The organism is Actinomyces oris (genome assembly GCF_001937445.1).
Classification (GTDB): Bacteria; Actinomycetota; Actinomycetes; order Actinomycetales; family Actinomycetaceae; genus Actinomyces; species Actinomyces acetigenes.
Map to the genome: position 1 here is coordinate 13,438 of NZ_MSKS01000016.1, position 20,061 is coordinate 33,498.

Consider the following 20,061-nt stretch of genomic DNA (forward strand, 5'->3'; position numbering starts at 1 on the left):
CCATGATGTGCATCACATATGGCCGTCAGTGCTGGTAGATCTGCGTGGTTCAGCTGCGCAGCTCGGCCCCCAGAAGCTTGGCTGCCCGCTTGACCACGCGCTTGCGCACAGCGGCGGTCTCCTCGGCTGTCAGCGTGCGGTCGGGGGCCCGCAGCACCAGGGAGAAAGCCAACGACTTCTTGCCCTCGCCGAGCTGGGGGCCGCGGAAGACGTCGAAGAGGCGAACCTCCTCAGCCAGATCCCCTGCGGCCTGTCTGACCAGGGCCTCGACCTCGGCGGCGGTAGTGGTCTCGTCGACGACGAGGGCGATGTCCTCCTTGGCGGCCGGGAAGGTGGAGACGGCCTTGACCTGGAGCGCCCCGGCGCTGCGGGCGGCCTCCAGCAGCGGGTCGAGGTCGATCTCGACGGCGCAGGCACGCTCGGGAAGTCCGAGCGCGCGCACCACCCGCGGGTGGAGCTCTCCGGCATGGGCGACGAGCCTGCCGGGCTCGATCTCCTTGCCCCGACGTCGGCCGGGCAGGCGGATCTCCGCGGTGCGGCCGGGGTGCCAGGGAGCGTAGGGGTGCTCAGGGGCGCAGACCTCGACCTGCACCCCGAGCGCCGCGGCCACGGTGCGAACCACCTCGACGGCGTCGGCCCAGTCCCAGGGGCGGCCCGCCCCGAGAACCCCGGAGCGCTCGCGCTCACCGGTCATGACGGCACCGACGTGGGTGGGCTGAGCGGGGATGCCCGCCTCGAGGGCGGCCTCCTCGGACTGGCTGGGGCGCTCGGAGGTTCCGGGGATCGGGGCGGGAACGGTTCCGGCCGGGTGGGTGACGGAGCCGACCTCGAAGACGGCGACGTCAGTCAGGCCACGGGAGACGTTGCGCCGGGCGACGTCGACCAGGGAGTCGAGCACGCTGGTGCGCAGGTAGGGGGCGTCCTCAGCCAGGGGGTTGGCCAGGCGGACCCTCTGGCGGCGAGCGTCGTCGGCAGGGATCTCGAGCAGGTCGTGGACGTCCCCGATGAAGGGGTAGGACAGGACCTGGGTGAGTCCAGCGTCGGCCAGGGCGCGCACGATGTCACGGCGGGCCCTCTGGTCGGCGCTCAGTCCCGTGCCGGCGGGGGCCGTGGGCACGATGACCGGGATGGCGTCGTATCCGTCGAGGCGGGCGATCTCCTCGGCCAGGTGGGCGGGGCCCACCAGGTCCGGGCGCCAAGTCGGCGGGGTGACGGTCAGCAGGATGGTGCCGTCGTCGGCGGAACCGCTGTGCTCCACGGTGCATCCGATGGTGGTGAGCAGCTCGGTGACGCGCTCGGTTCCGTAGGCGACGCCGGTGAGGCGCTCGGCGGCGTCGGCGCGCATGGTGATGGGCTCGGGGGCCCGGGTGCGGTTGATGTCGGTGGCCACAGGCTCGGCGGTGCCGCCGCCGTACTCCACGAGCAGGTCAACGGCCCGCTGGGCGGCGATGGGCGCCAGCTCGGTGTCCACGCCGCGCTCGTTGCGTTTGGAGGACTCGGTGGGCAACTTGTGGCGTCGCGAGGAGCGGGCCACACTGACCGGGTCGAAGTGGGCGGCCTCGATGAGGACGTCGCGGGTATCGGCATCGACTTCGCTCAGGGCCCCGCCGAAGACGCCGGCCAGAACCAGTGCCCGGGAGCCCTCGCCCTCCGGGGAGTCGGCGATGACCAGGTCCTCGGGGTCGAGGGTGCGGGTGACCTCGTCGAGGAAGGTGAGGCGCTCACTCTCTTGAGCACGGCGCACGACGATGGGGGCGGTGAGCTTTCCGGCGTCGAAGGCGTGCAGCGGCTGGCCCAGGTCGAGCATGACGTAGTTGGTGACGTCAACGGCCAGGGAGATGGGCCGCATGCCTGCGGCGGCCAGGCGGTCCTGCATCCAGGTGGGCGACGGGACACTCGGGTCGATGCCGCGCACGAGGCGGGCGACGTAGCGATCGCATCCGGGGCGCCCGTGGATGGGGCGGGGGTCCTCGGGGACGACGACGTCGAAGCCGCCCTCCCCGACGGGGGCCACGCCGTTGGGGTACAGCCCCGTGTTGGTGGCGTCGGCGGGGTCGGTGAAGCGGGCACCGGTGGAGTGGGAGTACTCGCGGGCCACGCCGCGCATGGAGAAGCAGTAGCCGCGGTCCGGGGTCACGTTGATCTCCAGGACCTCCTCCCCCAGGCCGAGGATGCCGATGGCGTCGGTCCCGGGTGCGGGCGGCTCCTCGCCCTCGTGGCCGTGCTCAGCCAGCCACTGCTGGAGCACGATGATGCCGGAGTGGTCCTCCCCGATACCCAGCTCGCGGGCCGAGCAGATCATGCCGTCGGAGACGTGCCCGTAGGTCTTACGCGCGGCGATGCGGAAGTCGCCGGGCAGGACGGCGCCGGGCAGGCAGACGACGACGTAGTCGCCGACGTCGAAGTTGTGGGCGCCGCAGACGATGCCGCGGCTGGGCAGGTCGGAGGGCTCCTTGCCGGTGCCGGGGGCGTCGTTGTGCTCGGGGCCGACGTCGACGCGGCAGTAGTTGATGACCTTGCCGTTGGACTGCTCCTTGGCCTCGCGGGTGAGGACCTTACCGACGACGAGGGGGCCGGTGACGGCCGGGGGGACGATGCGCTCCTCCTCCAGGCCCACGCGCACGAGGTCGGCGGCGAGCTGCTCGGCGCTCAGGCCGGTGGGGACGTCGACGTGCTCGCGCAGCCATTCGATGGGGACGTAGGGCATGTCAGTTTCCCTTTCCGGTGGTGCCGAACTGCTGGGAGAAGCGGATGTCGCCCTCGACGATGTCATGCATGTCGGCGATTCCGTGGCGCAGCATGAGGGTGCGCTCCAGGCCCATGCCGAAGGCGAAGCCCGTGTAGACCTCGGGGTCGATGCCGCAGGCGGTGAGCACGTTGGGGTTGACCATGCCGCAGCCTCCCCATTCGATCCAGCCGGCGCCGCCCTTCTTCTGGGGGAACCACAAGTCCATCTCGGCGCTGGGCTCGGTGAAGGGGAAGAAGGAGGGGCGCAGGCGGGTGCGCGCCTCGGGGCCGAACATGGCCTTGGCGAAGTGGTCCAGGACGCCCTTGAGGTGCGCCATCGTCAGGCCCTTGTCCACGGCCAGGCCCTCGACCTGGTGGAAGACGGGGGTGTGGGTGGCGTCGAGCTCGTCGGAGCGGAAGACCTTGCCGGGGCAGGCCACGTAGAGCGGGGGCTGCTGCTCGAGCATGACGCGGGCCTGGACCGGGGAGGTGTGGGTGCGCAGCACGAGGTTGGCGGCCTGCCCCTCGGCGGCCCCGACGCTGGCGCCGTCGATGTAGAAGGTGTCCTGCATCTGGCGGGCGGGGTGGTCGGCGTCGAAGTTGAGGGCGTCGAAGTCGAACCACTCGTGCTCGACCTCCGGCCCCTCGGCGATGGACCAGCCCATGGAGGTGAAGAAGTCGCAGACCTCGTCAATGAGGATGTCGAGGGGGTGACGGGCACCGGCCTGCGTGCGCGAGGTGGGGATGGTGACGTCGACCGCCTCGGTGCGCAGCATCTCTTCCTCGGCGGCGGCCTCGAGGGTCTCCTGCCTGGCGGTCAGAGCCTTGGCGATGTGCCCGCGAGCGCCGCCCAGGAGCTTGCCGGCGGTGGGCTTGTCCGCCTTGTCCAGGGTGCCGATGAGCCGGTTGGCCAGGGTCAGTGGTGAGGCGTCGCCGGTGTGGGCCAGGCGGGCCTCCTTGAGCTCGGCGAGGGTGCCGGCTGCGGCGAAGGCGGCCAGGGCCTCCTCGACGGCGGCGTTGATGCCGGCCTCGTCCAGGGGCGAGAGCGCGCCGGGAGCGTCAGTCATATGCGGTGCCTTCCACCAGGTGTCTCCGGGGTTGTCCGCCCTTAAGGGTAGTCCGCGCCGTCGCGTGGGTGTGAATCGTCCCGTCACCGGGGTGGCGCGGGGGTCACCCCCCGCTTGGTCATGCGCTGTCATGCGCTCCGGTCGGGTTGCTGCCACCTGGGACTTGACGGTGACGTTACGTCACCTGCTGAGATGGATTCATGCACGTCAAGGAGCTCGCCCGGATCGCCGGTACCACGCCGAGGGCGGTGCGCTACTACCACCACCTGGGTCTGCTGGAGATTCCGCCCACGGTGCGGGGGCGGCGCGAGTACGGCGTCGAGCACGTGGCCCGTCTGCTGCGTATCCGGTGGCTGGCCGACGGAGGACTGTCGCTGACCCAGGTGGCGGAGATGCTCGCCTCGGACACGATCGGCACCGATCAGGACTCTCGTCGCGAGGCGGTGCTGCGCGATCTGCGGGCCACACGGGGCACGATCGAGGCTCAGCAGCGCAGCCTGGCCGAGCAGGCCTCCCGGGTCGATGAGCTCATTGCCCGGGTGGAGCGCGGTGAGGGCCTGTCCCCCGCTCCCAGCGCTCTGACTCGTTTCTACGACGACATCGAGGCCCGGATCGCTCGCCTGGGCGGCAGTGTGCAAGTGCTGGGGGCCGAGCGCCAGAAGATGGTGGTGCTCGCCTCGCTGGGCATGGTGCCCGACAGCGTGGTCCCCTTCATCGAGGCGCTGGATGACGATGATCGAGAGCTGTCCGCTCAGCAGATCATGGACTTCACCCGCCTGGCCACGCTGAGCGAGGTCGAGGGGCGCGTTGAGGCGCACCGGCTCGCGCACAACGGCTGGAGGCTGGCGTGCCGCCACAAGGAGCATGCCCTGGCCGTCCTGGCGGACCTTCCCTCGGGCGCTCTGGGGCGCGCCATGTGGCGACTGACCCATGTCCTGACCACGTCCAGCTATCCGTATCCGGCTCAGCAGGCCTTCGTGGCTGAGCTCATGGAGCTCATGCTCGCCGATCCGGACTTCGCCGCAACGATCCGCCGCTCGGCGGGAGAGGAGCCAGTGCTGTGAATGCCAAGAGAACCAAGGCGAAGAAGGCAGCACGTACGTCAGCAGTAACGTCGCATGCGGAGGTGGCCCAGCCCGCCACCGCCTCTCCTCCCACCGCGGTCCGTGATCTGGGAGCCGGCTGCGAGCCGCCGGTGCGCGTGCACGGTCTGGTCAAGCGCTTCGGGCGCTTCAGGGCGCTTGACGGCCTGGATCTGACGGTGGAGGCGGGCAGCGTCCACGGTTTCCTCGGCCCCAATGGGGCGGGGAAATCCACCACGATCCGTGTCCTGCTGGGGCTCTACCGGCCCGACGGCGGCAGCGTGAGCGTGCTGGGCCGCGAGCCGTGGAAGCAGGCCGCGCTCATCAACCGGCAGGTCTCCTATGTTCCCGGTGACGTGGCGCTGTGGCCGGCCCTGACCGGCGGGCAGGTGCTCGACGCCCTGGCCGGGCTGCGCGGCTCGCGCGATGCCAAGCGGGAGGCCGAGCTCATGGAGCGCTTCGACCTGGATCCCAGCAAACGGGTGAGAACCTACTCCAAGGGGAATCGGCAGAAGGTGGCACTCGTGGCGGCCCTGGCCGCACCGACGAGCCTACTGGTGCTCGATGAGCCCACCAGTGGCCTGGATCCGCTCATGGAGCGGGTCTTCACCGAGGAGGTCGCCAGAGCCTGCGGCGAGGGCCGTACGGTTCTGCTCTCCAGCCACATCCTGGCCGAGGTCCAGCGCCTGTGCAGTGCGGTGACGATCATCAAGAACGGCCGGGTCGTCGAGCACGGTGACCTGGGGACCCTGCGGCGGTTGTCGCGCACCCGCATCGAGCTGGGTGCTGCGGCCGACGAGCTCGGGACCGTCTCGCAGGCGTTGGAAGCCCTGGGGCTCGACGTCGTCGAGGACGATGGCCGCCTGACCCTTGAGGTGCCGGCGGAGCAGGTGCCGACGGTGCTGAGCCTCGCGGGCGAGCACCGGATCCAGGACGTCACCTGCGAGCCGACCAGTCTGGAGGATCTCTTCCTGCGTCACTACGAGGAGGCCTGATGAACGCCGCATCGAGCACAGCAGCAGGCAAGACAGCACCGGCCAGCGGCTCCGGCGCAACCGGCGCCCTGGCCGGCTGGGACACCTACCTGAGGGTTCTGCTTCGACGATTCCGGTTTCAGATCTCGGCCTGGCTGGTGCCTCTGTGGCTGTTAGCCGGTGTCACCGCACCCAGCTACGGGCGCTTCTACCCCTCCTTGGAGACCCGGACGGTGCTCATCGAGCAGATGCGCAAGTCTCCGGGAACGCGTCTTCTTTACGGCTACGTCCCCTGGCCCGGCCGGCTCGGTCAGCTCCTGCAGTGGCAGACAGGAACCTTCCTGCTCGTGTGCACCGCGCTCATGGCGATTATGCTGACGTGTCGGGTCCTGCGGGCTGATGAGGACGAGGGTCTCGTCGAGGTTCTGCGTGCGACGGGCGCGGGCAGGTCGGTTCCTTTTCTCGTGCCGGTGGCCCTGGTGTGGGTGGTGGTCGGCACCCTGTCTGCGGGGGTCGGAAGCATTCTGACCTGGCAGACCAGGAGCATCGAGGAGCTGACGGTCTTAGGGGCCTGGACACTGGCCGGGACGGTCTGCGTGACCGGCTGGACGTTCTCAGCTATCGCGGCGGTGGCCTGCCAGCTGGGTCATCAGGCGGGCCAGGCCAGGGGCCTGTCCATGGTGATGCTCGCACTCGCCTTCGTGCTGCGGGTGAGCGCCGACCAGATCTCGGACGGCACCGGCTCGGACTGGCTCAGGTGGCTGACTCCCCTGGGCTGGCGCGACCTCGTGCGCCCGTACACCGATGACCGGTTCACGGTGCTCGCAGCGTGCAGTGCCGTGGCCATCGCTGTGGCGCTCGGCGCCGTGGTACTCGCCGCGCGCCGTGAGTACCTGGGCGGCTACCTGCCCGACCGCAGCTCGTCTCGGCGCCGGTGGCGGGTGCGGGGTCATGTGGATCTGCTCGGGCGCCTGTCGTGGCACGATCTCGTCGGTTGGGCCCTGGCCTCGACAGGTCTGGCGCTCCTGTATGGATCCGTCTCTGGCAGCATCAAGGATCTGCTGGCGCCCGGTTCTCCGACGGCGTCCTATGTCGGCAAGATGGCCGTGGGGTCCCCGGTGGAGCAGTTCGTGTCCCTCATGACGGTGGTGACAGTGCTGCTCGTGGCTGTTGCGGCGGTGCGACGGATGAACTGGCTGGCGGGCCTGGAGCGCGCGGGACTGGTGGAGGTCGAGCTCGCCGCCGGGGTCAGTCGTGGCCGTGTACTCCTCTGCCAGGTTCTGTGCGCGCTCATCGAGGCGGTCGTCCTGCTGCTGGTCTCGGCGACGGTCCTTGCGGCCACGACGGCGACTCAGCTCACCGATGACCACGCCGTGGCGCGTTCCTTCGTGTTCACGGTGAGCCAGCTGCCCGGCATGGTGGCGGCCATCGGGATCGCAGCGGCCCTGGTGGGCCTGGCGCCGAGACTGACCGGACTGTCCTGGGTGGTCGTCACCTGGAGCGCTTTCGCCCAGTTCTTCGGTGGACTCGTCGAGCTCAAGGACTGGGCCAAGGACCTCAGCGTGCTCGGGCATCATCTCGACGTCGTCGGAACCCCCGACTGGGAGCCTCTGGCCGTCCAAGCCGTGGTTGGTCTCATCGGCATCATGATCGGCCTGGTCGCCTACACCCGCCGCGACCTGCCTGCCTGACGACGAGACCGCCCTCTCTCACCTCGTCGTCTCGCTTTGCTCTCAGAGCAGACATACCGCGCTGACCAGGTGGACGAGGGCAACGGCAAGAGGGAACACACCATCCCCGGAACACGGTGCACGACACCGATCAGCGCGTCTCCAAGCTGGGCGGCCGCCGCTGCGACCAGGACGAGCAAGGTCAGCGGCCGAGCAGGAGCCAACCAGACGACGGCAGCGACTAGCACTCCGAGCGGGACGCTCCGGGCCGCGTACATAGCCGGATAGAAACGCTCCCCGGACTCGCCGTCCCAGGAAGGGTCGAGCGTCTGCGGGCGGATCACCGCAACGACACCGAAGCCTGCTGACATGATTCCCAGCGCCGAGTTCAGCAGCGCGAGCCACCACGGCATGAGGACCACCCCCTATCGTTCACATCTGAATCATTCCGTACTGTACCGTGTCTCTCATGACCGGAGAAGATGGCCACGCAATCCTGTCCTCAACATGCTTCCAGCTCGGCGTCGCAGGCAGCCAGATCACCCAGTCCTTCTCGAGACGCATCGAGCACGTCGGCCTGTCCCACAAACAAGTGGGACTGCTCGCCGTTGTCGACGCCGGAGTGGCGACCTCCCAACGGGAGATCGCCACACGACTTCATGTCGCCCCAAGCCTGGTGGTCACACTGGTCGACCAACTCGCCAGTACCGGCGCCGTGCGCAGGACGCGTAGTCGGAGCGACCGTCGAGTGCAGACCATCGAGATCACCGACGAAGGGCGCAGGCTACTGAAGGCTGCCATCGACGTCGCCAGCAGACTCGACGCCGACCTGCGCACGGCCCTCTCCCCTGACGATCAACAGGCCTTGGACAGGCTCCTGCCTTTACTCCTTCGCACCGCTGTGACAACAAGTACGGAGTGCGTCGCTACAGTTGCTACGGGATGATGTATATGCATACGATCACACACCGGGAACTGCGCAACAACAGCGCCGCGATCCTCCACCAAGTTCAGGCCGGTCAAACGTTTGAGATCACCAACAATGGTGAACCCGTTGCGATACTCTCACCTATTTCCCGGGACCGGCTCCCCATCCTCAGGCAGCAAGGAGCGGTCCGTCAAGCGACGCATGTCGACTTCAGGGCACTGAAACGCACCGCAGACATGAGTTCCCAAGCCGTATTGGACGATCTTCATGGGGAATGATGAGCGGTCTACTACCTCGATACCTCCGCGGCCTTGAAGCTCCTCATTGAGGAGAAGGAGGCTTATTCACAGCATCCGTCAAAGGCGCTGTGAATAAGCCTCAATAGGTCGCCCTCCCTCAGCGAGTACGCGCCTCGATGTACCGGGCCAGTGCCCCCAGGGACCAGTTCACAATGATGTAGAGCGCGGCAATGATGACGTAGGTTTGGAAGAAGACAGACAGATGGGCGTCGATCTTCGCCTGGCCGATCATGGTGGAACCGCGATACATGAGCTCGGGGTAGGCGAGCACGTACGCCAGCGTCGTCCCCTTGATGATGGTCACCATCTGCGTGATGAGGGTTGGGAGCATGAGGCGCAGGGCCTGTGGCGCCAGGATGAGGCGCATGGTGAGCGATGGACTCATCCCCAGTGCCCAAGCGGCCTCCGTCTGGCCACGGTCCAGCGCCCGGACACCGGAGCGGAAGACCTCTGCCGTCGTCGCCGAGGTGCACATGACGATGGGCAGTGCCAGCTTCCAGAAGTCTGAGATCGTGGCGAAGCGGGGAACCACCAGGAGGAAGAAGTAGACGAGCAGCAGCATCGGCACCGCCCGCATGGCATCGATCCACAGGCCGACCAGCCACCTGATGGGGCGGTTGTCCAGCAGGCGGAGCCAGCCCAAGGCGATTCCCAGGGGGAAGGTGAGCACCGCGGCAACACCCCCCAGGGTCAACGTGGTGCCGGCCGCCTCCAGGAGCTGGCTGACCACCGACTGCCCCAGGAAGTAGCGCCACTTGGGATAGTCGAGCTGTCCCGCGAGGTCCAGCCGGTAGAGGACCGCGGCCGCCAGCGCCGCGATTCCAATGACGGCGACGACTGATCCGATGGCGATCAGGATGCGCCCCCGCGGCCCGGGCTCATCGAAGAGCAGTGCCGCATCCGCCGCCCCGGAGCCCTGGCCCCGCTGACGGCGTGGACGGGGCTCGGTCATCGGCATGATGTCTGAGCTCATGCTCGTCCCCTCCCCATGAACTCGAGGCGCCTTTCAAGGAGCCCGCCGAATCTCGTGGCGGCAAAGGCGATGGCCAGGTAGGTAAGACCGGAGGTGAGGAAGGTGATGACTCCCGCGGCTCGTTCCTGGTTGATTCTCTGCGTCACGGCCGTCAGCTCGACGACGCCGATAGCCGCGGCAAGCGAGGAGCCGATGAGGCAGGCGATGAAGATGTTGACCAGTGGCTGGATCGTGCGGGCCAGCGCCTGGGGCAGGACGATGCCGCGAATGATGAGCCCGAAGGGCATGCCCAGTGCACGGGCGGCTTCGATCTGTCCCTTGGGCACCGAGTTGATCCCGCTGCGGACCGTCTCACACACGAATCCCGATGAGGAGAAGACCAGCGCCACGATCACCGACCAAAACAGTGGGATGGTGATACCGACATGAGGCAGCGCCAGCCCAACAAGCACCATGAGGCACAGATTGGGGATATTGCAGGCCACTGTCACCCACGCCGCACCCAGCGCACGCAGCGGGGGGATGGGACCGACCCGAAAGATGGCCATGAGCGACCCCAGGAGCAGCCCACCCAGGTAGGACAGGACGGAGATCACCAGCGTGACCAGCAGCCCCCAACCGATAGCAGGGAGATTGTCGGTAATGGCACTCACAGTCGCCTCCTTGAACGATGCGGGTCGTCACCATGACGGGAATGCTGTCGGCTGCCGCGCCGTCGGCCCTGCGGCGGGTCCGCTCGGTCGGGCCGAGGACGCAGCGAGCCTGACAGGCAGTGAGGTCGTTCAGGAGCTCTGCGCGGTCGCGTCGCCGCCGGCCGAGGACCCGGGTACCGAGCCGAGGGCCGGGGGCTGAGGGGCGGTGCCACCGAGGGACTTGCCGATCGTCGCCTCCCAGATCCTCTTCCAGGTGCCGTCATTCTCGATCGTCTTGAGGAAGGTGTTGACGAAGGCCTGTGCCCCGAAGTCCTTGGGAAGTCCGATGCCGTAGGGGTCTTCGGCGAAGGTATCACCGACGATCTTGACCTTGTCATTGGACAGGACCTCGCTCTTGAGCAGGGACTGGTCCACGACATAGGCCTTGACCTGTCCGCTCTCGACGGCGGCAACGCACTTGGCCTGGGTGTCGAAGGGCTTGGCGGTGGCCTTGGGGGCGTACTTCTTCAGGGCGGCGGCCGACGAGGAGTTGGACTGGACCGCGACGTCCCCGGTGAGGGTGTCGACACCGGTGATGTCCTTGTTATCGGCCTTGACCAGGATGGCCTGGCTGGAAGCGTAGTAGGGGCCTGCGAAGTCGATCTTCTTGGCCCGCTCGGGGGTGATCGTGTAGGTGGCGATGACGGCCTTGACCGTGCCGTTGGTCAGGACGGTCTCGCGCGTCTCGGACGTGACCTGCTGGACCTCGAGGAGGGAGCGAGCATCATCACCGCCGATGATGTAGCGGGCCAGCGCCTGGGCGATGGCCGCGTCGAAGCCGGAGATCTTCTTCGTCTTGGTGTCCTCCCAGGAGAAGACCTCCGAGGTCTTGGTCCCACCGGTGACGAGCTTGCTCGCCTGCTTCACGGAGGCGGCCCAGGGGGAGGCGGCCACGACGTCGGCGGCGGCCACCGGACCGGAGTTGATGGCCTTGTCGTAGTCGGCATCGGAGGCCGTCGACGAGGCGATGGCCTTACCGTCGGCGCCCGTGTCAGCGCAGGCGGCCAGGACGCCTACCAAGGAGAGAGCGCCGGTCGTGGCCAGCAGTCCGCGGCGGGAGAGGGTGGTCATGGTGTTCCTTTCGTTCGGACGGGGAGGGGCCGTCCCAGGCGCTGGGCCTGCGGTGGTCGCCGCACTCGGGAGAGGATGCGGTTCAGGGCTCAGTGGCTGAGCACCTTAGAGAGGAAGTCGCGGGCACGCTCGGTGCGCGGGGAGGAGAAGAACTCGGCAGGCCGGCCGGACTCAACGATCTGGCCGCCGTCCATGAAGACGACCCGGTCGGCGACCGAGCGGGCGAAGCCCATCTCGTGGGTGACGACGAGCATGGTCATGCCCGAGGCCGCCAGGTCCTTGATGACGTCGAGGACCTCGTTGATCATCTCCGGGTCCAAGGCGCTGGTGGGCTCATCGAAGAGCATGAGCTTGGGGTCCATGGCCAGCGCGCGGGCGATGGCGACGCGCTGCTGCTGGCCTCCGGAGAGCTGGGAGGGACGCTTGTCGGCCTGGTCCTCCAGACCGACTCGGGCCAGCAGCTCACGGGCCCGTTCCTCGGCGCGGTCTCGGGGGATGCCGCGCACCTTGATAGGCGCCAGGGTGATGTTGTCCAGCACCGTGCGGTGCGGGAAGAGGTTGAAGGACTGGAAGACCATCCCCACCTCGGCGCGCAGCTGGGCCAGGGCCCGGCCCTCCTGGGGCAGCGGGATTCCGTCGATCTCGATCCGCCCTTCCTGGATCGGCTCGAGGCGGTTGACGGTGCGGCACAGGGTCGACTTGCCCGATCCGGAGGCGCCGATGACCGCTACGACCTCGCCACGGTGGATGTCGAGGGAGACGTCGTCGAGAGCCTTGAAACGGCCGTAATACTTGGTGACGTGGCTGATCCGCACCAGGACGTCATCGTTCTGGTCTGCGGCGGTCTGGTCAGGAGAGGGTGCGGATGCGGTCACGAGTACCTCGTCTCAACATGGGTGTGGGAGCGTCATCTGTCTCATCGACAGCAACAGCAACACATCCGCATGCGCACTGCATTCCTCCTTGGCTCGTGTCAGCCTACACATTTAAGAGAGTTCCAACCTCTCGCCAGGAAGGGTAGCACCGTCTCCAACCGGAGCGTCAACCGTCTCAGAGCGTCTCGGATCCTGGGACGATGCTCACACGCCATGCAGAGCACCTAACCGTGTATGCCGACCATGCGGTCGTAGTCTCATCTGCATGAGTCCAGCGAATACCACCGATCCGCGCCGCCGCCTCCAGCCCGAGCAGCGTCGGGAGGAGCTGGTGAGAGTCGGCGTCGAGCTGTTCGCGGAAGGAACACTGGACCGCACTCACGTCAACGAGATCATCAAGCGGGCCGGCGTCTCACGCACGCTCTTCTACCACTACTTCCCCTCCAAGATCGCCTTCGCCCGAGCCATCGTGGAGTACGAGATCCTTCACCTTCACGGCCTGGTCGAGCAGCAGACGGCACTGACCCTGGAAGGGGCGATCTCCACCTTCGCGGGCTACGTGAGGTCCAGGCCAGACAGCCTTCGAGCGCTTCACACCGGAGGCCTTGACCAGGACCCTGAGATCGCGGCCGCGCTGGCCACCAGCTTCGAGCGTTACGAACGCCTCGTCCTCATGCTCATGGGCATCGCCGAGCCCGACGAGCGCGCCATGTTCGCCGCCGAGGTGTGGATCAGCACGATGATCACCCTGTGCCTGGCCTGGCTTGATCACCCCGAGATCAGTCAGGAGACCATCACGAACATGTCCGCCCAGACGCTGCGAAGCCTGGTGTCTCAGACTCGGCAGGGCGCCGAGCACACCTCCAAGCCGGCCGCGACACCGGCCACCGCCCAAGAACCAGTGAGCGACCGCTGAGGGGGTGGGCGTCGAGCCGCACTGAGACTCAGCGCTCCCCTGGGGCCGCTCACACCCTTTTTTCCAGCATTTTGAACCTGTCGTAAAAAAGGCGTTCGCATAGGCGCGAACGTGCTAACCTCTCCCCCGGTTGTACAAGACGTACAATAGAACGACGATGAGGGCTCCCCGCACTGTGGCACCCCTCGCTCTCAGAAGGAGAGCCGATCATGCCTCAAGGCACCACTGGAGATGTGGTGGCTGTACGCCGCAGGACGTCGCGTGTCCTCTTCGCTCCGGAGACATTCAACTTCGCCGAGGTGACCCGGGCGATCGAGGTGGCCCGCCGGATGCCTTCGCACGTTGAGTGCGTCTTTGCCTGCTTCTCGCGACGCAACACCGAGTACATCAGGGCCGCGGGCTTCAAGTTCCGTCTGCTGACCCCCCACCTCAGTGAGGAGGAGGGACGGCTGGCTCTGAACTTCGACCAGGGCCGCAGCCTGCATCACCCGTTCACGGCGAAGATGCTGGCCCAGCGGGTGACAAGTGAGCGCGTGCTGCTGCGCTCCCTACGTCCGGACGCCGTTGTCATCGGAGTAACTCCCAGCCAGTTTATTTCTGCACGGGCGGAGTGCGTGCCGCTGGTTTTCGTACGGCCCTTCGCCTACTCCCTGGCGCACCTGGAGGCGGCGCGCACCACCGGGGCTACCGGCTTCCTGCCCCGCACCTGCCTGGAGGAGTGCCTGGCCGACAACATGGCCGCCCATGCGCTCCATGCGCTCGGGACTCGGGTCCCCTTGCCTCGTTCCTTCCATTCTGTGGCCAGGGCCAACGGTGTCTCACTGCCCCAGGGGATGCTCGCCGGGCTCACTGCCGATCTCAATCTCATCACCACTGCCCCGCATCTGCTGCCTGGGTGGCTGAGGATGCCGCAGGGGCACCGGGTGGTGGGGCCGGTCTACGCCCGCCTGCCCGGGGAGCTCCCCGAGTTCCTGACCGACCTGGCCGCCGGGCCCCAGCCCCTGGTGTACTTCACCATGGGCTCATCGGGGAACCGTGACCTCGTCCTTGCCGTGCTGGCAGGCCTGGGCCGGGCGGACTGCCAGGTGCTGGCTCCGGTGCGCACCCACCTTCACGAGGAGGACCTGGAGACTCTTCCGCGCAATGTTCACGTCACTGACTGGCTCCCGGCCCACGAGCTGGGCGGCGCCGTCGACCTGGCCATCACTCACGGCGGGGAGGGAACGGTGCAGACCAGCTGCGCCCAGGGGTGGCCCTTCATCGGGATTCCGTTGCAGCTCGAGCAGCGATTCAACGTGCAGCGTTGTGTGGCCTTCGGCTCGGCCAGGCTCGTGTCGCGTAGGGAGGCCCGCAGGACCGACTGGGCGGAGCTGGTGCGCCAGGCCCTGGCCGACGACGGCATGCGTTCGCGCGCCCGGCGAATGGCCACGCTCATGGAGGGACTGGACGGACCGGGCCGGGCTGCCGAAGCGATCTGCGAGCTGCTGTGAGTCAGCTGCGGCTAGAGTTCTGTCCCTGTGCCCGGGCGCTGGCGTAGAGGCAGACGGCTGCGGCCGCGGCGACGTTGAGGGACTCCGCCTTGCCGTAGATGGGGATGGAGACGACGGCGTCGGCTCGGCTCAGTGCCTCTGAGGGCAGTCCGTGGGCCTCGTTGCCGAGCAGCCAGGCACTGGGCGCCTCCAGGAGGGACTCGGCCTCGAAGAGGTCGAAGTCCCCGCGTCCGTCGGCGGCGAGGACGGTGAGTCCGGCGTTGTGGAGGGCGGTGACGGCGTCGTCGAGGGCGACGCCGGTGACCACGGGCAGGTGGAAGAGGCTTCCGGCGGTGGAGCGCACGACCTTCGGTGCGGTGGGGTCCACGCTGCCGCGCACGAGGACGACGGCGTCGGCGCCGGCGGCGTCGGCGGCCCGGATGATGGTGCCGGCGTTTCCGGGGTCCTGGGCCTGGGTGAGGACGACGACGAGCCTGGCCCCTTCCAGGGCGGCGGTCAGCGCCTCGGAGCCGGTGGCCTCCTCGGTGGCCACGACGGCGAGGAGGCCCTGGGCGTCGGGGCTCATGGCGTCCATGACCTGCTGGGTGGTGACGTGCACGTAGAGCCCGGCTGCCACGGCCTCGTCCCAGATCTCGTTGTGGCGCTCGAGGGCCGCCTCGGTGAGGTAGACGTCGAGCACGCGGCCGGGGGCGTGCCGGACGGCCTCGCGCACGCCCTGGGGGCCTTCAACGAGGAAGCGATGGTGCTTGGTCCGCGCGTTGCGGCGAGACAGGCCCGCCACCCGGGAGATGCGGGCCGATGCCGGATTGCTCAGCACCTCGCGGCCGGCGGCCGGGCCCTGGCTGACGGTGCGCCGCCGCGGCCCGCGGGCCTGAGGACGCTCGGCGGAGTCGTCGAGGAACTCATCGGGGACGGCAGAGTCGGTAGGGGTCATGCCGTCAGCCTACGCGAGCGGCCGCTCAAAACACCGAATCCTCGCCACAAACCGGCTCTGGGGCTGTGACGAGGACTCGGTGATGATGTGTCAGTGGGGCTGATGCCCTGCTGCACTGGTGATTCAGGCCTTGGGGGCGTTGACGTCCTCGGGGAGGGCCTTGCGGGCCACCTCGACAAGGGCCTTGAAGCCCTCGGGCTCGTTGACGGCCAGCTCGGCGAGCATGCGGCGGTCGATCTCCACGCCGGCCAGGCCAAGACCCTGGATGAAGCGGTTGTAGGTCAGGCCCTCGGCGCGGGCGGCAGCGTTGATGCGCTGGATCCACAGGCGACGGAAGTCGCCCTTGCGGGCGCGACGGTCGCGGAACGCGTAGACGCCGGAGTGGGTGACCTGCTCCTTGGCCTTGCGGTAGAGGCGCGAGCGCTGGCCGCGGTAGCCCGAGGCCTTCTCGAGAACAGAACGACGCTTCTTCTGGGCGTTAACAGCCCGCTTCACACGTGCCATGGTGAGACTCCTTGGTGGGTTGGGCGGTCAGCGACCGAGCAGCTTCTTGACCTGGCGGACGTCGGCCGGGGCGACCGGCTGGTCCTGGGACAGCTTGCGCTTGCGGCGGGAGGACTTGACCTCCAGCAGGTGGCGCTTGTTGGCCTGCTCGCGCATGAGCTTGCCGCTGCCGGTGACCCGGAAGCGCTTCTTGGCACCGGAGTGCGTCTTGTTCTTCGGCATGGGTAATTTCCTCTTCTCGGTCCCTGGCAGACCAGTGGTCGCCGGGACTGCGGACCCCGCTCACGGTGGCGAGGGGGGTGGGTCGGTGGTGTCAGGTGAGTGTCGAGTGCGCCCTCGGGTGCACTCAGGCGTTCTCGCCGGCAGGCTTCCCGTCCGAGGCCTTGACGCCCTTGGGTGCTCGGCCCGCGTGCTTCTCGGCACGACGGGCGGCGCGGGCCTCCTCGCGGCGGCGGCGCTGGTCGGACTTGACCTCGGCCTTCTTACGGACCGGGGCCAGGACCATGACCATGTTGCGGCCGTCCTGACGGGGGTGGGACTCGATGGTGCCCAGCTCGGCCATCTCCTCGGCCAGGCCCTGCAGGAGCCTGATCCCGAGCTCGGGCCGGGACTGCTCGCGGCCGCGGAAGCGGACGATGCACTTGACCTTGTCCCCGCCCTTGAGGAATCGCTCGACGTGGCCGCGCTTGGTGGCGTAGTCGTGCTCATCGATCTTGGGGCGGAACTGGATCTCCTTGAGCTGGGTGTTTGCCTGGTTGCGTCGCGCGTCGCGCGCCTTCATGGCCGACTCGTACTTGAACTTGCCGTAGTCCATGAGCTTGCACACCGGTGGGCGGGCGTCGGGTGCCACCTCGACCAGGTCGAGGTCGGCCTCCTCAGCCAGACGCAGGGCGTCCTCCACGCGGACAACGCCGACCTGCTCGCCGCTGGGGCCGACGAGACGCACTTCGGGAACGCGGATCCGTTCGTTGATACGGGGCTCGCTGATGTCGGTTCCTCACTCTGAGTCACGGATGGTTGCGGAACGAGGAAAGGCCCCCGTTCCTGCCGCGCAGGTCGGAGGCCTCGTGATGAGCGCGTTCTCCGCACGGCCGTGGCCGAGCAGGGACCGCGAAGGGCTTGTCACCCTCGCATGAACCCGATTCCCGAAAGGAACCCAGGTGGGATCGCTCCGCTTGCGCACCGGGGCGAACCCCGGGTGGTCAGTGAGAAATGCTACCAGGACAAGGGCTCGCTCTCCCACTGCATCCTCGCCATATTGACGTGAGTCCTCCCACGTATGAGGCGGATTCTGAGGCGAGGCAGGCCGTCAGGAGGCCCAGCGGTTCGTGCGGACTCCCCACACGACGGCGATAATGCCGGCGGCGGCCTGGATCCCGAGCAGCGTCGTCGTCGGCGCCGCGATACCACTGGCGACGAGCGCCGTGGTCAGTGCTCCTACGACGGCGGCGTCGGGCCCTTGAGTCAGCATCTGCACCAGTCCCGGCGGTAGGGAGCCCACGGGCGAGGTGACGAGTCCGGCGGCGAAGTCGGGCATGTCCCGATACCCGGAGCGCAGTGCCGCCCCGGCCCAGGCCCAGCCGCTCACCATGGCCAGGGCCACCACGATGACGAGCCCCTTCCAGGCAGCCGCAGCCCCGAGGACCGCTATGGCCGGGACCAGGCTCAGCAAGGACCACGTGCTCATGAGGACGGCCGGCACGAGCAGGTGGCCTGCGCGCACCACCCGGGGCGCCACCGGCCAGGAGGCGTCAGGACCGCCGTCGAACCAGGCCTGACGTGCCGGCTCGGCAACAGCCAGCGTCGCGATCCAGCCTCCGATGAGATAGCCGACGGCGCGCAGAGGGTCACCGACGGCTCCGGACAGGAGCGGCAGCACCGCGATGGCCAGCCCGACCCCCATCTGAAGCAGGCGCCGGCGCTGGCGGCGCAGCAGGAGCCAGTCCACCTGAGCCACTCCTACCAGCGCCCCAAGGGGGCGGGGCAGCCGGCTCCCGATCCGCGCCGCCCACAGCGGTGAAGGTTTCACGGGCCGGGCGGGTTCCGGGGAGAGCAACCGCCCCAGGGCCCTGGTATCCAGCGACAGCAGTGAGACGTGCGCGCCGAAGGACCGCGCGACAACGGCCAGGAGTGCGGCATCATGCACCTGCCCCAGGCTGCCTCTGGCTCGTCTCCATTCCATGACGGCCAGGGCGGCCAGCACCCCGGCCAGGAGGGCGACCGCCGTGTTCCCGAGCGGGGAGCGCGGGAAGGGAAGCGCCACACCGGCCAGGCATGCTGCGGCCCCCGTCAGGACGAGACGACGGCGCAGCGGCTCGACACCGCGGTTAAGGATCTGGGCCTTGATGAGCTCAGTGAGCACCAGGCAGGTCCCGGCCGACATCAGGGCCGGCCACGCCGTGGCGGCGAGCCAGCCGCCTCCAGCCGCCAGCGCTGGGAGCACGCCCACCGTGGCTCCCGCAGTGGCCGCGATGAGGTACTCGACGCGGGCCACCGGCACCAGGAGACTGCCCCGGTACCCGGGCATGGGCAGCCACCAGGCAGCCTCGTGGGGACGCAGGAACAGTGGGCCGAGCCGGCCGAGTGAACCGACGCCGACCGCCGCCAGCAGCACAAGCAGCGCCAGGAACCCCCACCCGGGATCGAGGCCCACCGTGGCGAAGTCGCCGAGCACGTCGGTCCCGGCCGCCGAGGCGGGCCGATCCACGACCAGCCGACGCAGATATGGGGCCAGGATCGCCACGGCGATGATGAGCGTCAGGAGCGCGGAGTAAACGTCCCCCACGAGCGCCCAGACACCGCGGCGGTGCCGTCGGGTACGGCGCCTCACCCAGCTGCGCAGCGCGGCCCCGTCGGGAAACGCCGTCTTGTTCGGGGGCGTGGACAGGGGCTGCTCCTCCCGCGCCCCCAGCGGCGTCACCTCAGCCCCTCCTCAATGGCACGCACGCCGTCATCCACGCTGAGCATCCGGGTGTCGCGTCCGACGAGGAGCACGTCAGTGGCCGCTTCCTCAACGATCTCCGGGTCGTGGGAGACCATGAGCACTCCCCCACCGGCCTCACGCTCCTCGACGAGCATGTCGGCCAGGAGCAGGCGGGTCACCCGGTCCAGGCGCTGCTCGGGCTCGTCGAGGACCAGCAGCCTGCGGGGCCGGACCAGGACCGATGCCAGTGCCAGTCGGCGCCGTTGTCCCGAGGAGAGCTCCTCTGGCAGGTGCCCCGCGAGCCGTCGCAGCTCCAGGTCCTCCAGCAGGTCACTGACCCGTTCGTCGGCCTCGACGACGCCGTGCCCGAAGCAGACCATCCGCAGGTGCTCGGCGACGGTCAGGGTGGGGAAGAAGGACTCCTGCCCCAGATCCGTGGCGAGGGCGGCACGCTGGGCGCCTGAGCGGGGATCCGGGACGTGTCCGAGTACGTGAACCTGCCCCGCCAGCGGGCGCAGAAGCCCGCAGCAGGTGCGCAGGATCGTCGACTTGCCGGCCCCGTTGACCCCGACCAGCGCCAGCACCTGGCCGGGAAGCAGGTCGAAGGTCGCCGGGGCGCAGACCGGCTGGTCACCGTATCCGACACTGAGGTCGCGGGCGCTCACCAGCGGCTCACGGCTTGCCGCCGGGGGCTGGGTGCCTCCGGTGAAATCATGTCCGTTTCCAGGTGGCAGCCCAGGGTCCGGCCCAGATGGGGCTGAGGTGGTCGACATCGCGCTCATCAGTACTATTCCAGCACACTAATTTTCGGTGGCCTGGTCGAATCGGATGCCTTACGCTCCGCAGTCATGGATTGGAACAGCGTGAGGACGCCGGACCCGAATGGCGCGTCAGACGGCGATTGCGCCGTCTCCCGTGAGGCAGGGACCGATTGGA

General features: G+C 68.4%; 19 protein-coding genes and 1 pseudogene. 7 read left to right on the top strand and 13 right to left on the bottom strand.

Features of this window, described 5'->3' with window-relative positions:
- Positions 1-49 precede the first annotated feature (49 nt).
- Together pheT and pheS are read right to left on the bottom strand one after the other, a co-directional pair.
- The gene (gene pheT / locus BKH20_RS05440) at positions 50-2,707 is read right to left on the bottom strand and encodes a phenylalanine--tRNA ligase subunit beta (protein ID WP_075390254.1); all 2,658 of its coding nucleotides are present in this window, start codon (positions 2,705-2,707) and stop codon (positions 50-52) included.
- 1 nt (position 2,708) lies between these two features.
- A complete protein-coding gene (pheS, locus tag BKH20_RS05445; protein ID WP_075390255.1) occupies positions 2,709-3,794 on the bottom strand; it encodes a phenylalanine--tRNA ligase subunit alpha in 1,086 nt (361 codons plus the stop codon).
- 200 nt (positions 3,795-3,994) lie between these two features.
- On the opposite strand from pheS, the gene BKH20_RS05450 reads away from it, so the two are divergent.
- The 3 genes from BKH20_RS05450 to BKH20_RS05460 are packed head-to-tail and all read left to right on the top strand — an operon-like array spanning position 3,995 to position 7,541.
- Positions 3,995-4,858: a MerR family transcriptional regulator gene (locus BKH20_RS05450; RefSeq protein WP_075390256.1), complete on the top strand. Its 864-nt coding sequence runs from the start codon at positions 3,995-3,997 to the stop codon at positions 4,856-4,858.
- Complete coding sequence (locus tag BKH20_RS05455; RefSeq protein ID WP_081381602.1) at positions 4,855-5,871, top strand: ABC transporter ATP-binding protein; 1,017 nt, start codon at positions 4,855-4,857, stop codon at positions 5,869-5,871. Before BKH20_RS05450 ends, BKH20_RS05455 begins: the two co-directional genes overlap by 4 nt.
- Positions 5,871-7,541 carry an ABC transporter permease gene (locus BKH20_RS05460; RefSeq protein WP_075390257.1) on the top strand — a complete coding sequence of 557 codons (1,671 nt, stop codon included), beginning with the start codon at positions 5,871-5,873 and terminating at the stop codon, positions 7,539-7,541. The genes BKH20_RS05455 and BKH20_RS05460 overlap by 1 nt, the downstream gene beginning before the upstream one ends.
- Positions 7,542-7,583: 42 nt before the next feature.
- Here the strand turns inward: BKH20_RS05460 and BKH20_RS14950 are convergent.
- Positions 7,584-7,942, bottom strand: a pseudogene (locus BKH20_RS14950) (hypothetical protein).
- A 47-nt stretch (positions 7,943-7,989) separates the two neighbouring features.
- Between BKH20_RS14950 and BKH20_RS05470 the strand changes: the two are divergent.
- On the top strand, positions 7,990-8,466 hold the full coding sequence (locus tag BKH20_RS05470; protein ID WP_075390258.1) for a MarR family winged helix-turn-helix transcriptional regulator: 477 nt from the start codon (positions 7,990-7,992) through the stop codon (positions 8,464-8,466).
- Between the two features lie 5 nt (positions 8,467-8,471).
- On the top strand, positions 8,472-8,726 hold the full coding sequence (locus BKH20_RS15025; RefSeq protein ID WP_430793379.1) for a type II toxin-antitoxin system Phd/YefM family antitoxin: 255 nt from the start codon (positions 8,472-8,474) through the stop codon (positions 8,724-8,726).
- A 118-nt stretch (positions 8,727-8,844) separates the two neighbouring features.
- Here the strand turns inward: BKH20_RS15025 and BKH20_RS05480 are convergent, their stop codons facing one another.
- The 4 genes from BKH20_RS05480 to BKH20_RS05495 all read right to left on the bottom strand — a co-directional run bounded on the left by BKH20_RS05480 (position 8,845) and on the right by BKH20_RS05495 (position 12,358).
- On the bottom strand, positions 8,845-9,720 hold the full coding sequence (locus tag BKH20_RS05480) for an amino acid ABC transporter permease (RefSeq protein WP_075390260.1): 876 nt from the start codon (positions 9,718-9,720) through the stop codon (positions 8,845-8,847).
- On the bottom strand, positions 9,717-10,373 hold the full coding sequence (locus BKH20_RS05485; protein WP_075390261.1) for an amino acid ABC transporter permease: 657 nt from the start codon (positions 10,371-10,373) through the stop codon (positions 9,717-9,719). Before BKH20_RS05485 ends, BKH20_RS05480 begins: the two co-directional genes overlap by 4 nt.
- A gap of 129 nt (positions 10,374-10,502) precedes the next feature.
- Positions 10,503-11,483: a glutamate ABC transporter substrate-binding protein gene (locus tag BKH20_RS05490; protein WP_075390262.1), complete on the bottom strand. Its 981-nt coding sequence runs from the start codon at positions 11,481-11,483 to the stop codon at positions 10,503-10,505.
- A gap of 89 nt (positions 11,484-11,572) precedes the next feature.
- The gene (locus BKH20_RS05495; protein WP_075390263.1) at positions 11,573-12,358 is read right to left on the bottom strand and encodes an amino acid ABC transporter ATP-binding protein; all 786 of its coding nucleotides are present in this window, start codon (positions 12,356-12,358) and stop codon (positions 11,573-11,575) included.
- A gap of 265 nt (positions 12,359-12,623) precedes the next feature.
- Between BKH20_RS05495 and BKH20_RS05500 the strand changes: the two genes are divergently transcribed.
- Together BKH20_RS05500 and BKH20_RS05505 are read left to right on the top strand one after the other, a co-directional pair.
- Positions 12,624-13,274 (top strand): TetR/AcrR family transcriptional regulator, encoded by a 651-nt coding sequence (locus tag BKH20_RS05500; RefSeq protein ID WP_143224944.1) that lies wholly within the window; start codon positions 12,624-12,626, stop codon positions 13,272-13,274.
- A gap of 209 nt (positions 13,275-13,483) precedes the next feature.
- Positions 13,484-14,764 (top strand): glycosyltransferase, encoded by a 1,281-nt coding sequence (locus tag BKH20_RS05505; protein ID WP_075390265.1) that lies wholly within the window; start codon positions 13,484-13,486, stop codon positions 14,762-14,764.
- Between the two features lies 1 nt (position 14,765).
- On the opposite strand, the gene BKH20_RS05510 is transcribed toward BKH20_RS05505, so the two are convergent.
- From BKH20_RS05510 to BKH20_RS05535, 6 genes are all read right to left on the bottom strand, one after another.
- Positions 14,766-15,698, bottom strand: coding sequence for a TrmH family RNA methyltransferase (locus tag BKH20_RS05510; protein ID WP_075390266.1), 933 nt, complete (start codon positions 15,696-15,698; stop codon positions 14,766-14,768).
- Between the two features lie 123 nt (positions 15,699-15,821).
- Positions 15,822-16,202, bottom strand: coding sequence for a 50S ribosomal protein L20 (gene rplT, locus BKH20_RS05515; RefSeq protein ID WP_003780489.1), 381 nt, complete (start codon positions 16,200-16,202; stop codon positions 15,822-15,824).
- Positions 16,203-16,229: 27 nt separating this feature from the next.
- Positions 16,230-16,424 (bottom strand): 50S ribosomal protein L35, encoded by a 195-nt coding sequence (rpmI, locus tag BKH20_RS05520; RefSeq protein ID WP_003780493.1) that lies wholly within the window; start codon positions 16,422-16,424, stop codon positions 16,230-16,232.
- Between the two features lie 124 nt (positions 16,425-16,548).
- Positions 16,549-17,148, bottom strand: a complete 600-nt coding sequence (gene infC, locus BKH20_RS05525) for a translation initiation factor IF-3 (protein ID WP_430793377.1) — start codon at positions 17,146-17,148, stop codon at positions 16,549-16,551.
- 363 nt (positions 17,149-17,511) lie between these two features.
- A complete protein-coding gene (locus BKH20_RS05530; RefSeq protein WP_075390268.1) occupies positions 17,512-19,122 on the bottom strand; it encodes a DUF6297 family protein in 1,611 nt (536 codons plus the stop codon).
- Entirely contained in the window at positions 19,119-19,790 is a 672-nt protein-coding gene (locus tag BKH20_RS05535; protein WP_075390269.1) for an ABC transporter ATP-binding protein, read from the bottom strand. The genes BKH20_RS05530 and BKH20_RS05535 overlap by 4 nt, the downstream gene beginning before the upstream one ends.
- Positions 19,791-20,061 lie beyond the last annotated feature (271 nt).